This window comes from Megasphaera hexanoica, assembly GCF_043520715.1.
GTDB lineage: Bacteria > Bacillota > Negativicutes > Veillonellales > Megasphaeraceae > Megasphaera > Megasphaera hexanoica.
The window spans coordinates 1,985,004-2,002,328 of the sequence record NZ_CP171361.1 but is presented as its reverse complement, the minus strand read 5'-3'; the positions used below and the strand labels follow the sequence as shown (position 1 = coordinate 2,002,328).

General features: G+C 41.5%; 15 protein-coding genes. All 15 read left to right on the top strand.

Annotated elements, in window-relative coordinates:
* Position 1 precedes the first annotated feature (1 nt).
* Positions 2 to 457, top strand: coding sequence for an arginine repressor (gene argR, locus ACGTIC_RS09820; protein WP_059076013.1), 456 nt, complete (start codon positions 2 to 4; stop codon positions 455 to 457).
* 3 nt (positions 458 to 460) lie between these two features.
* The gene (recN, locus tag ACGTIC_RS09815; RefSeq protein ID WP_307788652.1) at positions 461 to 2,164 is read left to right on the top strand and encodes a DNA repair protein RecN; all 1,704 of its coding nucleotides are present in this window, start codon (positions 461 to 463) and stop codon (positions 2,162 to 2,164) included.
* A gap of 177 nt (positions 2,165 to 2,341) precedes the next feature.
* Positions 2,342 to 3,139, top strand: coding sequence for a 4-hydroxy-tetrahydrodipicolinate reductase (dapB, locus tag ACGTIC_RS09810; RefSeq protein WP_394522417.1), 798 nt, complete (start codon positions 2,342 to 2,344; stop codon positions 3,137 to 3,139).
* 36 nt (positions 3,140 to 3,175) lie between these two features.
* Entirely contained in the window at positions 3,176 to 4,213 is a 1,038-nt protein-coding gene (locus ACGTIC_RS09805) for an aspartate-semialdehyde dehydrogenase (RefSeq protein ID WP_113855770.1), read from the top strand.
* Between the two features lie 25 nt (positions 4,214 to 4,238).
* The gene (dapA, locus tag ACGTIC_RS09800; protein WP_113855771.1) at positions 4,239 to 5,120 is read left to right on the top strand and encodes a 4-hydroxy-tetrahydrodipicolinate synthase; all 882 of its coding nucleotides are present in this window, start codon (positions 4,239 to 4,241) and stop codon (positions 5,118 to 5,120) included.
* A 195-nt stretch (positions 5,121 to 5,315) separates the two neighbouring features.
* Positions 5,316 to 6,083, top strand: a complete 768-nt coding sequence (locus ACGTIC_RS09795) for a glycosyltransferase family 2 protein (protein WP_113855772.1) — start codon at positions 5,316 to 5,318, stop codon at positions 6,081 to 6,083.
* Positions 6,080 to 7,012, top strand: coding sequence for a glycosyltransferase family 8 protein (locus tag ACGTIC_RS09790; RefSeq protein WP_075581126.1), 933 nt, complete (start codon positions 6,080 to 6,082; stop codon positions 7,010 to 7,012). Before ACGTIC_RS09795 ends, ACGTIC_RS09790 begins: the two co-directional genes overlap by 4 nt.
* A gap of 14 nt (positions 7,013 to 7,026) precedes the next feature.
* Positions 7,027 to 8,247, top strand: a complete 1,221-nt coding sequence (locus ACGTIC_RS09785; RefSeq protein ID WP_113855773.1) for an O-antigen ligase — start codon at positions 7,027 to 7,029, stop codon at positions 8,245 to 8,247.
* 170 nt (positions 8,248 to 8,417) lie between these two features.
* Positions 8,418 to 9,482 carry a glycosyltransferase family 9 protein gene (locus ACGTIC_RS09780; RefSeq protein WP_113855774.1) on the top strand — a complete coding sequence of 355 codons (1,065 nt, stop codon included), beginning with the start codon at positions 8,418 to 8,420 and terminating at the stop codon, positions 9,480 to 9,482.
* Positions 9,483 to 10,487 carry a glycosyltransferase family 8 protein gene (locus ACGTIC_RS09775; RefSeq protein ID WP_075581124.1) on the top strand — a complete coding sequence of 335 codons (1,005 nt, stop codon included), beginning with the start codon at positions 9,483 to 9,485 and terminating at the stop codon, positions 10,485 to 10,487. It abuts the gene before it with no gap.
* Positions 10,488 to 10,573: 86 nt separating this feature from the next.
* On the top strand, positions 10,574 to 11,740 hold the full coding sequence (locus ACGTIC_RS09770; RefSeq protein WP_113855775.1) for a nucleotide sugar dehydrogenase: 1,167 nt from the start codon (positions 10,574 to 10,576) through the stop codon (positions 11,738 to 11,740).
* A gap of 14 nt (positions 11,741 to 11,754) precedes the next feature.
* Positions 11,755 to 12,663 carry a glycosyltransferase family 8 protein gene (locus ACGTIC_RS09765; RefSeq protein WP_113855776.1) on the top strand — a complete coding sequence of 303 codons (909 nt, stop codon included), beginning with the start codon at positions 11,755 to 11,757 and terminating at the stop codon, positions 12,661 to 12,663.
* Between the two features lie 155 nt (positions 12,664 to 12,818).
* On the top strand, positions 12,819 to 13,826 hold the full coding sequence (locus ACGTIC_RS09760) for an NAD-dependent epimerase (RefSeq protein WP_113855778.1): 1,008 nt from the start codon (positions 12,819 to 12,821) through the stop codon (positions 13,824 to 13,826).
* Between the two features lie 63 nt (positions 13,827 to 13,889).
* Positions 13,890 to 15,932: an LTA synthase family protein gene (locus tag ACGTIC_RS09755; RefSeq protein ID WP_113855779.1), complete on the top strand. Its 2,043-nt coding sequence runs from the start codon at positions 13,890 to 13,892 to the stop codon at positions 15,930 to 15,932.
* Positions 15,933 to 16,239: 307 nt separating this feature from the next.
* The gene (gene bioB / locus ACGTIC_RS09750; RefSeq protein ID WP_113855780.1) at positions 16,240 to 17,253 is read left to right on the top strand and encodes a biotin synthase BioB; all 1,014 of its coding nucleotides are present in this window, start codon (positions 16,240 to 16,242) and stop codon (positions 17,251 to 17,253) included.
* Positions 17,254 to 17,325 lie beyond the last annotated feature (72 nt).

Below are 17,325 nucleotides of genomic sequence, written 5' to 3'. Positions count from 1 at the left end.
TATGAAGAGATTCCGTTATACGAAGATAAAAGAAATTGTGCAGTCCCGTCCGATTGAAACACAGGAGGAACTGGCCAAAGCCCTTCAGGAAGAAGGCATTGAAGTAACGCAGGCCACGGTATCCCGGGATATTAAAGAGCTGATGCTCATCAAGGTTCCGACCAGTGACGGCCATTACCGCTATGCCCTGAGCCAGGAACAGAACATGCTCATGTCCAAAAACCGCATGGCCCGCCTGTTTCAGGATTCTATCGTCCGTGTCGATTCGGCACTGAACCAGATTGTCATCCATACCATGCCGGGTTCGGCTAATATGGTAGCAGCAGCCATTGACCTGGCAAAGTGGGAAAATGTCATCGGCACGATTGCTGGCGACGATACCATATTGATTATAACCAATAGTACAGAAAGCGTTCCCAAGATTACGAAAGTCATCGTGACGCTTATGAAGGAATGATGGATGATGCTCCAATCACTGCATATCCATAATTTCGCCTTGATTGAAGACCTGCACATCAGTTTTGCCGATGGTGTGACCATCCTGACAGGGGAGACAGGGGCCGGGAAGTCTATTCTTCTCGATGCCATCGGCATGCTCTGTGGCAAACGGGCTTCTGCGTCCTTTGTCCGCCAGGGGACAGACGCATTCCTCGTCGAGGGTGCGTTCTTTTTTTTAGATAAAACAGGTGCCCTGGGTAAGGTGTTAGAGGCGAATCATATTGAATGGGAAGACGGGCAGCTCATTATTTCCCGTAAATTCCACAAAAGCGGCCGCGGGTCTATCCTGGTCAATGGCACACTGGCGCCTACCAGTGTCGTACGGGCGATTTCGGCTTTTCTCCTCGATATCCACGGCCAGTTTGACAATCAGCTCATTTTTGATCCGGCCTATCATGTGACGATTCTCGATTCTTTGACACCGGAATTGAAAAAAGTACGCCGGGAATATGACAATATGTATTTAAACTGGCGCGATTTGTGCCGGGAAGCGCAGAAGCTGCAGAAAGACGAGGGGGAAAAAGCACGTCTCCTGAGTATCCTCGATTTCCAGATTAAGGAAATCGAAGGGGCCCAGCTCAAGGAAAAGGAAGATGAAGAGCTGGAAGAAGCTATCAACAAAGCCTCGCATTCGGAGCATATCAAGGAAACTCTCCGGACGGCTCTCTATGCCTTTGAGGGCGGAGAGCGGCAGAAAGGTATGACAGAACAACTCGATGAAGTCCACCGGAGTCTGGAAAAGGCTTCTGCGTACGAACCGTCCTTTGCCGGACTGGCTGCGCGTGTCGAGACACTCTCGTATGAACTGGAAGATATCCATGATAGTGTAGTCCGTTATGCCGATAGTTTCACCTTTGATGAAAATGCACTGGACCGGATGCAGTCCCGTCTGGCTTCTATTGAAAAATTGAAACGCAAGTATGGGTTTACTATATCCGACATCATGGAATTCCTGAAAAAAGCCAAAGCCGATTTCAGCCGTCTGGACCAGTCGGAAAGTACGCTGGCTGAACTGGAAAAGCAGATACAGCAGGAAAGCCGTGCTCTCCGTCAGAAAGCAGGAGAACTCATGGAACTTCGTACGGCAGCAGACAAGGTGTTCCGGAAGAAAATGGAAGACACCTTGTTCCGCCTGGGCCTTATCAACAGCCGTATTGCCTTTCATCTGGAACCTATGCAGGATATTACAGCGGAAGGGGCAGCAGCAATTGAGCTGTATTTTTCTGCCAATAAAGGAGAAGCTATGCAGCCATTGGCCAAAATTGCCTCTGGTGGGGAAGTATCCCGTATTGCTCTGGCATTAAAAGCTAATGGCCCTGATTCTGTTGAAGGACGGACGATGATTTTCGATGAAATCGACGTCGGAATCAGCGGACAGACGGGCCTGCAGGTAGCAGCAGAAATACACAAACTCAGCCGCCGCGGCCAGGTGTTCTGTATTACTCATCTGCCACAGACGGCGGCCAGTGCAGACCACCATTACTTCATTTACAAGAAAGAAAAAGACGGGCGGACCGTTACCCAGGTACGGAAACTGAGTGAAGAAGACCATATCCGGGAAATCGCCCGCATGTTTGCCGGTGACGATACGAGTCCTGCCAGTATCACGGCGGCCCGGCAGCTCATCTGTCAGGTACGGGGAAACATATCGGATTGTAAGAAGTAACCCTTTTTGATATAGGTTCATGCTATGGCAAATGGGATGATTTACGTATAAATAAGATGTTATGTATACAGGCGTTTGCCTTGACTAAGAAGAATATAAGGTATATTATTTTTATATATTAGCAGGGTGAGGGAGTAAACAATTTCTTGCCGGAACTGCAGTAGGGAGTGTGATAGTATGCTGAAGGTACTCGTAAACGGTGCAGATGGCCGCATGGGTAGCCAGGCAGTAAAAGCCGTGTATGAAGATAAAGATCTGGAACTGGCAGGCGGTGTCAGCATTACACATATCGGGGAAGACCTGGGTGAGATTGCTGGCATTGGCACGCTGCATATGCCTGTCCGTGACAATCTGGGAAAGACGATTGATGACGTAAAGCCCGATGTTGTCGTTGATTTTACATCGCCGCGGGCTATATTTGATAATGCTAAAACGGTCATTGAACATGGTGTCAATATGGTTGTCGGAACGACCGGTCTTACGGCTGAACAGCGGGACGAACTGGGAAAAATGGCCCTGGCTGAAGGGACATGCATTTTTATTGCCCCTAATTTTGGTCTCGGCGCCGTTCTCATGATGAAGATTTCTACGGAAGTAGCCAAATATCTGCCTGACGTAGAAATCATTGAAATGCACCATAACAATAAACTGGATGCACCATCTGGCACATCTATCATGACGGCCAATATGATTGCCGCAGCCCGCAAAGAAGCTGGTATCGAACCGGCTCCGGACAAGACCCATGAAAGCCTTGAAGGTGCCCGTGGTACTAAAGTAGATGGCATTCCCATCCACAGCGTACGCCTGCCCGGATATGTGGCTCATCAGCAGGTACTCTTTGGCGGATATGGTGAATATCTGACCATCCGTCATGACTCAATCGACCGCAAATCGTTTATGCCGGGCGTTATCCTGGCTGTAAAGAAAGTCGGTTCTCATCCGGGCCTGACATTCGGTCTGGAAAATTTCTTATAAAACATGCGGGAACCGGCATAATAGGGGGAATTCAGAATGACAAAGAAACCGGTAGTAGCTATTTTGGGTGCCACAGGTGCCGTAGGACAGGAATTTATCCGTCTCATTGAAGAACGGAACTTTCCATACAGTCAGCTGAAATTGCTGGCTTCGTACCGTTCAGCAGGTAAAAAAATGACCGTAAATGGTCAGGAATATACGATAGAAGAAGCCAGGCCGGAATCTTTTGACGGTGTTGATATCGGTTTATTTGCCGGTGGCTCCATTAGTAAAGAACTGGGACCGGAAGCGGCAAAACGGGGATGTGTCGTCATTGACAACTCCAGCACGTTCCGCATGGATCCCGAAGTACCTCTCGTAGTACCGGAAGTCAATCCGGAAGATATTGCCTGGCATAAAAACATTATTGCCAACCCGAACTGCTCGACGATTATCATGCTCATGGCGCTGAAACCGATTCATGACTTGTCACCCATTAAAAAAATCGTGGTCAGCACCTATCAGGCTGTTTCCGGGGCTGGCAAGGAAGGCATTGATGAACTCAAAGAAGAAACGGAAGCATATCTTAAAGGGGAAGAAATGCAGCCGAAGATTCTGCCGAGCAAGAGCCTGCCCAAGCACTATCCTATCGCCTTCAATCTGATTCCGCAGATTGATAAGTTCTTGGACAACGATTACACCAAAGAAGAAATGAAAATGGTCAACGAAACCCACAAGATGCTCCACGATGACAGCATTGCTATTACGGCGACGACCGTCCGCGTACCGGTATTCCGCAGCCATGCCGAATCCATCATGGTCGAAACGGCAGACGAACTGGATGTAGAAGCTGTGCGTAAAGCCATCGACGCTTTCCCCGGTGCACAGGTACAGGATAATCCGGCGGAAATGGAATATCCCATGCCTCTCTATACGTCGGAAAAATATGACTGCTATGTCGGTCGTATCCGCAAAGACCTGTACAATCCGAAAGCAATCAATCTCTGGGTTTCCGGTGACCAGATCCGTAAAGGGGCCGCACTCAATGCCTTACAAATTGCCGAATACATGCTGGCCCATGATATGATTAAGTAACTGACTAACTAGGAGATGAATGTATATGTTAACTTTTCCTAATATTATTACGGCGATGATTACGCCATTTCATGAAGATGGTTCTGTCAATTATGAAGCCTTTGTCAATTTGGCAAAAAAATATGCTGATGAAGGCACCGGTATCCTCGTAGCTGCGACAACTGGCGAAGGGGCCGTCATGACAGAAGACGAAAAACTGAAACTCTTCAAAATGACGGCTGATGCCCTGAAAGACAAGACACTGGTCATGGGCAATGTAGGAACGAATAATACGGCCCAGTCTATTGCTCTTGCTAAAAAAGCAGAAGAAACGGGCGTTGATGCCATTCTCTGTATCGTACCATATTATAACAAGCCAAATCAGGAAGGCTGTTATGCCCATTTTGCGGCCATTGCTAAAGCGACAAAGCTGCCTATTTTCATCTACAACGTACCTGGCCGTACAGGTGGCAAAATCGAACCGCCGACAGTGTGCAAACTAGCCCACGATTTCCCCAATATCATTGGCCTGAAAGATGCCAGCGGTGACCTTGATTATGCCGGGTATGTAGCAGCCAATGCACCGGAAGGGTTCCATCTCTATAGCGGCGATGACAACCTGACACTGCCTATCGTTGCTGTAGGCGGCGAAGGCGTCGTATCCGTCGCCGCCCATGTCATCGGCAAGGAAATGGATGAAATGATTCAGGCCCATAAAGATGGTGATGTCCAGAAAGCAGCCAAACTGCATCAGAAATACCTGCCGTTCATGAAAGGGATTTTCTGCACCGTAAGCCCCGTTCCCATCAAGACGATGATGAACATGCTCGGCTATCCGGCCGGTCCGTTCCGCCTGCCCCTCGTCGATGCCACACCGGAAGTACGGGCAAAATGCGAACAACTGTTGAAAGACATTGGTAAAATGTAAACTTCCATACAAATGAAAGAGAGACTGTCTCTTGAACTGACCCCCAATTGTTATACCTAACATCTAACGATTGGGGATCAGTACATCCATGGCAGTCTCTCTTTTTTCTGTCAGGCCATGACTTTAAGAGCGCAATATGGTACAATATTATGTGATTATATGCCCATTTATACATGTTGCAGAAAGGAATTCATTGTGAATTCATTAGCTATATTAATCCTGACTAAAAACGAAGAAATAAATATTGTCGATGTCGTCCGCAATGCTAAAAAGTGTACAGACGAGGTGGTCGTCATTGATTCAGGCAGTACGGACCGTACGGTAGAGCTGGCTAAAGCAGAAGGAGCACATGTCGCCTTCCGTGCCTGGGATGACGATTTTGCCGCACAGCGCAATTTTGCACTGGAACAGACAACAGCGGACTGGGTTCTCTATCTTGATGCAGATGAACGGCTTAACAATGACCTCATTGCCGCTATCCATCAGGTCCTGGAGGATAGTGATATGGGGGCACAATACGGAATAAAAAGAAATATGGTATTTAATGGATACCATTTTCATCATGGTATTTTTGCACCGGATACTGTATATCGAATGTTTCCACGTACTAAGGTAAAATGGATAAGTAAAGTACATGAACATCCCGAATGCCCGTTAAGTAGAAAAACTTTACAGGGAAATATTGAACATTATACATATAATAGTTGGCATCAATGGTTAATGAAGGCCGATTATTATACAACCATTTGGGCTGAAGAAAAGTATAAACAAGGAAAGAGAGTGACTTTGGGAACTGCTTTTTTACATGCAAGTTTAGGGACTTTGCGTGCTTTACTTATCAAATGTGCTTTTTTAGATGGCTGGATGGGGATTATTTCATGTGTACAACATGGATTTTATACTATGCTGAAATACGTCAAATTATACGAATTACAAATGCAAAATAAAGGAAAGAAAAAATGAATAGAATTTCTATTGTATTTGCATCAGATGATAATTACGCACAACATTTGGCGGTAGCCTGTGCATCAATTTTAAAAAATGCAGCACATCCAGAAAAAATCTGTTTTTATATTTTGAGCGATAATATTTTCCCGGAAAATCAAAATAGAATTGTACAGACTGTTCATGATTTAAAGGGAGGAGTACAGTTTATCTCTGTAAATAGTGATGATATTAAAGGCTTTACGAGTGATCATATTAGTAAAGCTGCATATTTGCGGCTTACTATTGATCAAGTGCTTCCGGAAACGATCACAAAAGTTATTTATTTTGATACAGATTTAGTTGTTCTGGATGATGTGGAAAAGCTATGGAATCTATCCTTAGATGGAAAACCACTTGGTGCAGCCTGTGATTTTGGTATTATGAAATCTAAACGGATGAGACAACAAAAATTTGAGTCTTTAGGATTGCCAGAAGGAACCCCTTATTTTAATTCGGGGGTTCTTGTCATGGATTTGCATCAGTGGCGGCAAAAAAAATATGGGAATTTAGTTATTGATAATGTAACTAAGCATGCTTTTCGTCATCACGATCAAGATGGATTGAATAAAGTGTTTATGAACAATTGGAAAAATATTCCACTTAGATGGAATGTTATTCCACCTGTATTTATGATGTCTTTAAAAGTATTATGTCGCACCTCATTAAGAATAAAGGCTTTGGAGGCAATAAAGAGTCCGGCTGTTTTTCACTGGGCTGGAAGATATAAACCTTGGGAATTTTCTTTGAATGGACCTTTTAATCAGCTCTATTATGATTATTTGCATTGGACCTCTTTTAAAAATAGTCCAATGCCAAAGCCAAGTGCAGATATGCAAGGAAAGTCCATTATGAGACAGAATTTGCGCATGGAATGGGCGGCTTTTTGGCAAAATATATTAGGGTGAAAGAGTGAAGATTAATGGAATTAAATAATTTAGCATTTGTAATTTGGATGAAGAAGGTAGTCGGCCCTATAAATAAAATAAAATTCAACCACTTATGCCTTATCATGTTGACATTGGCAATATGCGTACAGCGTCTTACTATTGCTGTTGGAAATATGTTTTATGCATTTGCTATCATATTTTTTACTATTGACACTTATCGGAGATATCGTTCTGGTGAACATTTGGTTTTATCGAAACAGATTAAAAGATATTTTTTAGTTTATATATTTTTCGCACTGATGATATTGCCATCAGCAATTTTTAGCTTAAATTCTGGATATTCATTTTCTAAATATATTGATTATTTTGTGCTACGGTTCATTGTATTAATCATGTTAATCTTTTTGAAAATTGATAACGAGGCTATCAAGAAGGCATTGTTTTTCTTTATTGCTTTTATGGCTATTGATGGGCTTGTAACACTTGCTGAACGGTTAATTACACAGGCGCCCCGGGCACAAGGACTTGGAGATGGTTGGCTTCGCCATGCCAGCATAGTTGCCACCATTTTCCCAGCTAGTATTATTTTATGGATTTCACAGAGAAAATATTTCCTGTCTAAAAACTGGATGTTACTTTGTTCTGTCTGTATTGTCCTAGGGGCAATTGCCAGTGGGACGAGAAGTTCCTGGGTGGGAATTTTATCTGTCATGCCTTTTGTGCTCTATCAAGGTGCGAAATGGAGCCCTAAAAAATGTTTTGCCTTACTGGCGATTCTTATTTGTATTGCTGGTGTAATAGTAATGACTCCTCCATTGCACCAACGTGCAGCTTCCATAGTGAATATAACAACAGACCGATCAAATGGCGACCGTGTTGAGGCTTGGAAGAGCGCGGCAGTCATGGTACAGGATAAACCTGTTATCGGTTATGGAATATTACAAGGCGGAAAGGTCTATCTCCAGAACTATCGAACTGCAGCGGATACGCAGGGACTCGGGCATTTCCATAATATCTATGTCCAGACGGCTGTAGACAGCGGCCTTTTGGGTTTTATTGGTTTAATGACATTCATAGTTTATTCACTATGGATGTTTAGGAGGTGGAATTACCCGTATATCTTAATAGGATTTTGTGCCTGGATTGGTTTTATTATTGTAGGTTTTTTTGATTATACATGGGGAATGTCCGCAGCAGTAAAAACTCTTTGGTTTGTTACAGGTTGCAGTTTGCGTCTACATGATGATGCCTGATGCGTTGTCAATGTATCTCCTATAAAATGTTTGATGAGGTATTTATTATTCTGCTTATTTATTTTTGCATAAATGAAATTATTTTAAATGTGGTGTTTACTACAATTGGGAGTAGAATATCATCTTAATGAGTTTAACTGCTTGAAGAGATATACTGAGGGGCTGTTGTTATGACACATAAAAAAATATTTATTGACGGTATTATGCATTTAGGAGATATGATTATGTCTTCTTCTGTTATACCTGTACTAAAAAAAGCATATCCAGATTCGGAAATTGTATATTTGGCGACAGCTAATTTAGCTTATGTAGTCTCTTTTTTTAAAGGAATAGATCAGGTGATTCCCTATACTTATCAAAGCAAAGGTGGGTATATGGATGTATACCGTATGGGTAAAATGCTTCGTAAATATAATTTCGATATAGGGATTTCTCTAGATCCCCGTGAAAGAGTTACCTTAATGAAATGGTTTGCGCATATCCCCATCCGGATTAGTATGGAGCAAGCTTTAGGTTGGAAGCTTGGCTGGGAAAAATGGTTTTATACTTATGATTTATCATTCTCGGATGGTTGGAATTATCGAGAACATAGAATGTCTGAAAGTTTTCAACATTTGATGCGTTTATATATGAATGACTCGGAAATAAAGTTTATTCCCCCTGCTTTTTGTCCTTCCGATGATTCCGATATAAAAAAAGCAATTGAATTATTAAAACCAGCTGGTATAGGCAAGAAAAAAATCGCTTTTTGTGTATCAACAACCGATGAATTTAAAGATTGGCCAGCAGATCGATTTTCTATTATTGCCGATTGGTTAATAGAAAAATATAATAGTGTTATTATCATGACAGGAGTTCCGAAGCATTCTAAAAAAGTATCTGAGGTTATTACTCGTATGGTTCATAAAGATTCATGTATTGATGCTGTAGGAAAAACGTCTTTTTCAGAGCTAATTGCTCTGTTTCGCCATGTTGATTTAGTTCTGACTTTAGATACAGGAACTTCTCATATTGCGGGTGCAGCCGGTTGTCCCGTTGTTACTATTTTTACCCATAATACTCCGGAAATATACAGAGCAGCTGGTAAATATACGGGAGCTGTCAGTGCCAATCTGCCATGTTCTGGAAAACATATATGTATTGGCCCAGGCAAATGTAAAAAAAATGATTGTGTAGAAGCGGTATCTGTGTCTATGGTTCAAAAAGAAATATCTCGTATAATGGAGATGGTATGAGTGAAAACTTTTATCGATGAATTTTTCAATAAAGAAAATTTTCTCGTTACTCAATACGATTACAATTATTTGGAAAACTCTCAGCCAAGTTACCATATTTGTTATAATGTTAATAATCAATATATACATATTATGGGTGTTTCTATTGTGTCTGTCTTAGAGAACAATAAAGAGATGCATTTTACATTCCATATTTTTACTGATGGTTGTGATGAGGAAAATCGCAATAAGGTTAAAATTTTAGCTCAAAAATGGAAATGTAGATGTATTATATATATTTTGAACATGAAACCATTTCAAGATTTTCATATTAAGGTTTCTCGCTTTTCAAGAATTACGTATGCACGCCTGTATATGCCCAAAGTATTAAAGAAAAAAGTAAAGCGGTATATTTATCTTGATGCAGATACGATGTGCATTAAATCTATCCGAGCTTTATCTTCATTAAATATGAATGGGGCGCCAATGGGGGCAGTATCAGAACGAGCTTCGGCAATTAAATATCGGGCTGATTTTTTAAAATTAAAAAGTGAAAAGTATTTTAATGATGGTGTTATGCTTATAGACGTAAATTCATGGGAAAATGCTTCTATAACAGAAAAGGCTTTTTCATATCAGAAAGAACCACGTGAACGTTTTTTAGGGCAAAGCCAGGATGTTTTAAATCTCGTTTTTGATGGTAAAAATTATCAATTACCTGCCTGCTATAATGTATACGATGGTGGTGCATATGATGAAGGTAATAGTGTGATTATTCATTGGACGGGGCGCCGGAAACCATGGCAGATGGTATTGACGGATTTCGATGCTCAGTGGCGTACATATAATGCACTATCCCCTTGGAAAACGATTACTAATATATTGCCTGTCAAAAAGCCTGAGAATTATCATGATTTCCAGCAATGGGGCAGGTATCAGAAAGCTCGTGGTAATATATCGGGATATATCAAGGGAATGTTCTGGTATTCGTGGCTAAGAATTCGTTATAAAATTGGAATCCAATAGTGAATATGTCAATTGTTTTTTAAACTGTATAATATGCTTAATATTATGCGACTGAAGGTGTTGCAATGAAGAGAGCAGGGAGACTAATGAAAATAGCGATTGCCGGGACGGGATATGTGGGGCTTTCCAATAGTATGCTTTTGGCACAGCATAATGAGGTAGTAGCACTGGATATTGTTCCTGAAAAAGTAGATATGTTGAACCAGGGAATATCGCCTATCATCGATGATGATATTTCCAGGTTTTTACAGCGCAGTGATATTCATTTCAAGGCGACACTACTCCCTGAAGAGGCTTTTTCCGGAGCTAGTTTTGTCATTATTTCGACGCCAACCAACTATGATCCGGATAAAAATTTCTTTGATACTTCATCGGTTGAAGCCGTCATTGAAGAAGTACTGGAGATTAATCCGGAAGCGGTCATGGTCATTAAATCGACAGTTCCTGTCGGATATACGCAGCACATCAAGGAAGTTTACCATACGGACAATATCATGTTTTCTCCGGAATTTCTGCGGGAAGGCAAGGCCCTGTACGATAATCTCCATCCATCTCGTATCGTCGTCGGTGAACGGTCTGAACGAGCTAAAACCTTTGCACATCTCCTGGCTGAAGGAGCCGTGAAGCAGAATATTCCTATGCTTTTTACGGGTTCGACTGAAGCAGAAGCTATCAAACTCTTTGCCAATACCTATCTGGCTCTGCGCGTGGCCTATTTCAATGAACTTGATTCCTATGCTGAAATGCGTGGCCTGAGCACGAAGGAAATCATTCAGGGGGTCTGCCTCGACCCACGCATCGGTGATTTCTATAATAATCCGTCCTTTGGCTACGGCGGCTATTGCCTGCCGAAGGATACAAAGCAGCTTCTGGCTAATTATCAGGACGTGCCACAGAATCTGATATCGGCGATTGTTGCAGCCAACCGGACGCGGAAAGACCATATTGCCGACATGATCATTGCCAAGAATCCGGCTGTGGTCGGTGTCTATCGCCTGACGATGAAAAGTAATTCCGACAACTTCCGGGCTTCTGCCATTCAGGGCGTCATGAAACGCATCAAAGCCAAGGGCATTGAAGTCGTCGTCTATGAACCGACGCTGAATGCAGACGAATTTTTCCATTCCCGTGTCATCCGGGATTTAACACAGTTCAAACAGATGAGTGATGTCATCATCACCAATCGTTGGTCTGACAAATTAGCTGATGTAAAGAATAAAGTGTATACGAGAGACTTATTTGACCGAGACTGAACGGAGTGAAGTGGATGTCATTACTAAAAGATAGAAAAATTTTAGGAAATATTACAGCAGATAATTTTAATGAGCGAGCTAATATTTTATTATGTAGTGATAAAAATGTTATTCGAGGTTTGGGAGTGACTATTGTTTCAGTTTTAGAAAACATCTCTATTCCTTGTACAATACATATTGCTTTTAATGGTGAATTTCCTGCTGAAGAAGATCAACGATTTCTTGAACTTTCAGAAAAGTATCAGGTTCCTATTTATATTTATTGGATTGATGATAGTGCTGTTCGTCAATTAGTTAGTAATCCTTATATTACAATTACGGCGTATTATCGGCTTTTAATGCCCTATATTATGAAAGAATATCATATAAATAAATGCCTTTATCTAGATACGGATATCCTGTGTGTTCATGATATTGCTAAATGGTATGCTCAACCACTAAATGACGTTATTGCCGCTGTTACGAAAGATGCTACTTCACAACCAAAGCTTCGAGAAACCAAGACATGTCGTCAATTGGGCATGAAAGGTTTAAAATATTTTAATTCTGGTATTTTACTTATTAATATTGAAGAATACGTTAAATATGATATTGGCAATAAAGCGATACAACTCTGTTCTAAAGAAAAGTTTGGCGAGATGGATCAGGATGTATTGAATATTCTTTTGGAAGGACATGTAAATTTTGATTCATCCTATGCATACAATTGTGGCATGTCTGTTCGTAATTCAGAAGTACCACAAAATATTTATTTGATTCATTTTACAGGGGCTAAGAAACCTTGGAAATTATGCACATCGGAGCTAAAAGGCAGCATGATTTCCCTATTTGATAGTCATTCATGGAAGTATCCCTATTATGAAGCGTGGAGAAAATATGCTAAAATGTCTCCATGGGGGGGGACTATCTTTCGATTTACCTAAAAATTATCGTGAATGGAGATATTTAGCTAATATGTATTTTAAAATAGGTAAATTCCTGTTAGGTTTAAAAGCTTACCTAAAATATTTATCTACCAAAAGTAATCAGTGAAGGCTGGTGCTTATACTTTATTACTAAGTTAGAGAAGCAAATTACAATGGCAGAATTTAATCCATTTGATCCATTAAAAAGAGTATTGATTACAGGGGCCGCTGGCTTCATCGGTTTTCATTTGTCTAAGCGGCTGCTGAGTCTGGGGGCGACGGTATTAGGCCTTGATAATCTCAATGATTATTATGATGTGTCGCTGAAAGAAAGCCGTCTGGATATTCTGAAACAGTATCCGGCATTTACCTTTGTCAAAGGTGACCTGGCCGATGCTGCGACTGTGAATGCACAATTTGAGGCTTTTAAGCCGGACATCGTCGTTAATCTGGCAGCACAGGCTGGTGTTCGCTACAGCATCGACCATCCCCGGTCCTATATTGATTCCAATATCATTGGATTTTTTAATATTCTTGAAGCCTGTCGTCATCATCCGGTTGAGCATTTGCTGTTTGCCTCCAGTTCTTCTGTATATGGTAATCAGCAGAAAACGCCTTTTTCTACAAGTGATAATGTGGATCATCCTATCAGTCTCTATGCGGCAACTAAGAAATCGGATGAGCTCATGGCCTATACGTACAGTCACCTCTACGGTATTCCGGCGACGGGACTCCGCTTTTTTACTGTGTATGGTCCCTATGGACGGCCGGACATGGCTTATTTCAAATTTGCTAATAAGATCCGGAAGGGTGAACCTATCCAGATTTACAATCATGGCGATATGTACCGGGATTTCACCTATGTCGATGATATCGTAACAGGTATTGAGCACATGCTTTGTAATCCACCTAAGGCGAATGAATTGGGAGACTTGTACAAAGTATATAATATTGGCAACCATAAACCGGAACAACTTATGCATTTTATCGAAGTACTGGAACAAGCACTGGGACAGAAAGCAGAAAAAGAATACCTGCCCATGCAGCCGGGAGATGTATACCAGACCTATGCAGATGTCACGGATTTGCAGAAAGACTTTGATTTTAAACCAGAAACGACAATTGAAGAAGGATTGGGAAAATTTGCTGTTTGGTATAAAAAGTATTATGATATAAACTGATAAATAAAATTTATCTTTTTTGTATACACTAACTCTATGTTTCACAATATATGAGGTGTCATTGTGTTTGAACAATTCTTTCTATCGATGCAACAGGATATCAAATTATTTTTAGTTTTTCCTATTTTATGTGCCATATTCCGAGCCATTTTTATAAAGGTATATTCTCCCTATCCCAGCTTAAAAGGTCGTTGGAAGGTAGTATGGCATTGTTTCCGGTATGGATTCTGGTGGGGTATGGATTTTAATGCCTACGTTTTTTTGCTGCCCCTGGTTCTGGTTTCTATTCCAGGATTGTTCATCACTTCTTACCATGCGTTAGAGAATGATATCTTATTATATGCAGGATTAGTGTATGCACTGGTATTGTATGCTGCCTTTGTGGGGAAAATGATATTTTATAATCATTTTCATGATACATATAATCAGATAGTCCGTTTAGGTGCTAAAGCGGAAAAGCATAATCTTGTGGATGTTTTCTTTCATCAGGATCATGGACTACTGTTTATACTGGCAGGGATTCCGTACGGGTGGATTGTTAAGTACTGGATAATGAGTTTTTTAGCCTTGCCAAGTATTCCATATCCTGCTTTTACATCTTCTATAGGTATGTATATATTTAATATACTGATATGTGTGGGTATTATCCTTGGATTTTACTGGTTTCGATATGGCGGTACGTTTTGGCATGATAACAAGCCAGAATGGGATACTATACCGAGTATTGTAAAAAAAGATATTTTTTTTGCTAAAGCAACTGTCGATGATTTAGTTGCTTTGGAACAAGTCAAGAAACATAAACTGAATGATGCATATACCCATAGTGATGAAGAAGATTTAGAATCATTAAAAGCTGTATTGCCTGTAGAAGCAAATGATATTGCCTCATATCCTAATCCTGTGTATGCATTCAGACATATTGCAAAGGGCCCGAGAATTAAAAAACCATCCCATATTTTTTTAATCGTTGGCGAAAGTTATTTACAACAGTTATTTGATCCGGCATATGATTCTTTGAACCTGACATCAGGCGGCAAAAGATTAATGAATGATGTCCATACGGCTGTTTTGTCTAATTCTCTTTCATCAGGGATTATTTCCAGACCTTCTATTGTAAGTCTTATGTCGGGGATTTTTGACGCAGGTTTGGAACTCAACGAAAAAGAAACATTTTGGAAGGGAACAGTTCCTACAGCATTTCCTTTGCAGTTAAAGAAATTAGGGTATACTTCTACCTATTGGTATGGTGGAAATGTGACGTATGGTAATTTTAATCAGTTTGCACCAGCTTGTGGTTTTGACAGGGTAATGACAGCTACTGATTTTTGTGGTCCGAAGGCTCCTAAAACGTGGGTAGGAGTCTATGATAATGTATTTTTAGATAAAGCAGCTGAACTGATTCAGCAGACCAATTCCGGGAAGCCTGAATTTCATTTTGTATATACGACATCGTATCATGGACCGTTTAAAATCAATCTGAAAAAGTATGGATATAATACAGAAAGTGTTATGCCTGATGCTCCTGACGATATCAAACATAATAAGAGTTTGCAGGAAAATTTAGGTACGTTCTGGCTTTCTGATCAGGCCATCGGTACTTTTATTGATCGTATGCGTGCTGCCTATCCGGATAGTCTTTTTATTGTTACAGCCGATCATGCTATTAATATGACGCCACTGCAACATACCTCTATTATGAATCGGGATTGTTCCATACGGGAGCAGCATTGTCCGGTTTTCATGGTGTATCATAAAGACTTGGATCAGCATATTTTTGCCGGAAACACTATTGGTGGTCATATGAATATCATGCCTACGGTTATTGAACTGATTGCACCAAAAGGCTTTACATATTATTCTTTATTTTCTTCGCTTACTGAACCTATCGACCATTTAGTTACGCCATATCATTGGCTCAGACCGGATGCATATGGAACTTTTGAAAATGAATTTTATCAGCCATTGGGGAAGCATCATAAAGAAGATGAACTCTGTGAAGGACCGATTCCCTATGTAGATGAATGTACGGCGTGGAAAAATTTGACAGGATATATGGTACGTCATCCGGAACTGTTGCAGAAAAAAGAAGACATTCTTCAGCAATAGAAAGGTAGCTTAGCAGCCGCCTCTCCTATGTGTTCATTTGTCATTAGCAAAGCTCCATCCAATGTAAGTGTACCTATCACCTTGGATGGAGCTTTGTTGTATGTATCACGCAGGATGCAGCAATGTCTGATGTTTTGTCGTGGAAACGGATAATTTTCTGTATATATGGCAACGGATAGCAAAAAGTGACAGCATTCTATATATTGTTAACCTTAAAACTTCGTATTAAAAGTTGACGTATGGGACTCAAGGGGGTATAATAAAAGCTGTCATATCAGTATGATAATAATGGGAGGAAAGGCAGACAATGGAGTATAGTATTGCAGAGATAACAGAAAAGGTATTAGCTGGTTATCGGTTCAAGCGGGGCGATGATTTACAAGTATTTCTTCAGGCACCTCTTGAAGAATTGCAGCACGGGGCCGGTGTATTGCAGAAGTATTTTTGTGGGAATCATATCGATTTCTGTACGATTATCAACGGCCGCAGCGGTCGTTGTGGAGAAGATTGCAAGTATTGTGCCCAGTCGGCTTGTCATCATACCGATTGTGAGGAATATGGGTTTCTCCCTAAAGAAGAAATCATTGCGAATGCCAAAGCCAATCAGGATGCCGGTGCTAACCGGTTCGCCATTGTGACATCAGGCCGGGCACTGGCAGGTGATGATTTTGAACGGGCCCTTGATGTGTACCGCACGATGCATAGCACTCTTCATATCGGTTTGTGCGCATCGCACGGGCTGCTCTCGGCTGAGCAGCTGCACCGGCTCCATGAAACAGGGGTTACAAGCTATCACCATAATATCGAAACATCACGGCGGTTCTTTCCACAGATTTGTACGACGCATACGTATGATGATCGCATCCGGACGATACGGTTGGCTCAGAAAGAAGGATTGTGTGTTTGTTCCGGTGGAATTATCGGTATGGGAGAAACATGGGAAGACCGTCTGGATATGGCCATCAGTCTTGCTGAATTAGGAATCCAGTCTATTCCGATTAATGCATTGATGCCGATTCCGGGAACGCCACTGGAAAACCGGCCCCAGCTGGATGGGAAAGATGTGTTGCGCACGATTGCATTTTTCCGGTTTATCAACCCGGAAGCGAATATCCGTCTGGCGGCTGGCAGAAAACTATTGCCTGAAAACGGAGCAACGGCTCTCTTGAGCGGCGCCTCTGCATCGATTACGGGAAATATGCTTACTACATCGGGTACGACGATTGCCGAAGATATGGTAATGCTCAGACGACTGGGGCTCACGAATGATGAGAGTGCCGGAACGTGTGGAACAAATTGTGCCGCCGGCTGTCATCATTAAACAGGGCATTTACAAAGAAGAGGATTGCAAAAAGGGAAGCATTTCTGCAGGTTTGATATGATGCAGAAATGC

Bases quoted from the DNA above. Each gene is read 5' to 3' on its own strand.
- ACGTIC_RS09765 (WP_113855776.1), top strand. From the start codon at position 11,755: ATGTCATTACTAAAAGATAGAAAAATTTTAGGAAATATTACAGCAGAT.
- ACGTIC_RS09785 (WP_113855773.1), top strand. From the start codon at position 7,027: ATGGAATTAAATAATTTAGCATTTGTAATTTGGATGAAGAAGGTAGTC.
- ACGTIC_RS09790 (WP_075581126.1), top strand. From the start codon at position 6,080: ATGAATAGAATTTCTATTGTATTTGCATCAGATGATAATTACGCACAA.
- ACGTIC_RS09805 (WP_113855770.1), top strand. From the start codon at position 3,176: ATGACAAAGAAACCGGTAGTAGCTATTTTGGGTGCCACAGGTGCCGTA.
- dapB (WP_394522417.1), top strand. From the start codon at position 2,342: ATGCTGAAGGTACTCGTAAACGGTGCAGATGGCCGCATGGGTAGCCAG.
- dapA (WP_113855771.1), top strand. From the start codon at position 4,239: ATGTTAACTTTTCCTAATATTATTACGGCGATGATTACGCCATTTCAT.
- ACGTIC_RS09760 (WP_113855778.1), top strand. From the start codon at position 12,819: ATGGCAGAATTTAATCCATTTGATCCATTAAAAAGAGTATTGATTACA.
- ACGTIC_RS09780 (WP_113855774.1), top strand. From the start codon at position 8,418: ATGACACATAAAAAAATATTTATTGACGGTATTATGCATTTAGGAGAT.
- argR (WP_059076013.1), top strand. From the start codon at position 2: ATGAAGAGATTCCGTTATACGAAGATAAAAGAAATTGTGCAGTCCCGT.
- recN (WP_307788652.1), top strand. From the start codon at position 461: ATGATGCTCCAATCACTGCATATCCATAATTTCGCCTTGATTGAAGAC.
- bioB (WP_113855780.1), top strand. From the start codon at position 16,240: ATGGAGTATAGTATTGCAGAGATAACAGAAAAGGTATTAGCTGGTTAT.
- ACGTIC_RS09770 (WP_113855775.1), top strand. From the start codon at position 10,574: ATGAAAATAGCGATTGCCGGGACGGGATATGTGGGGCTTTCCAATAGT.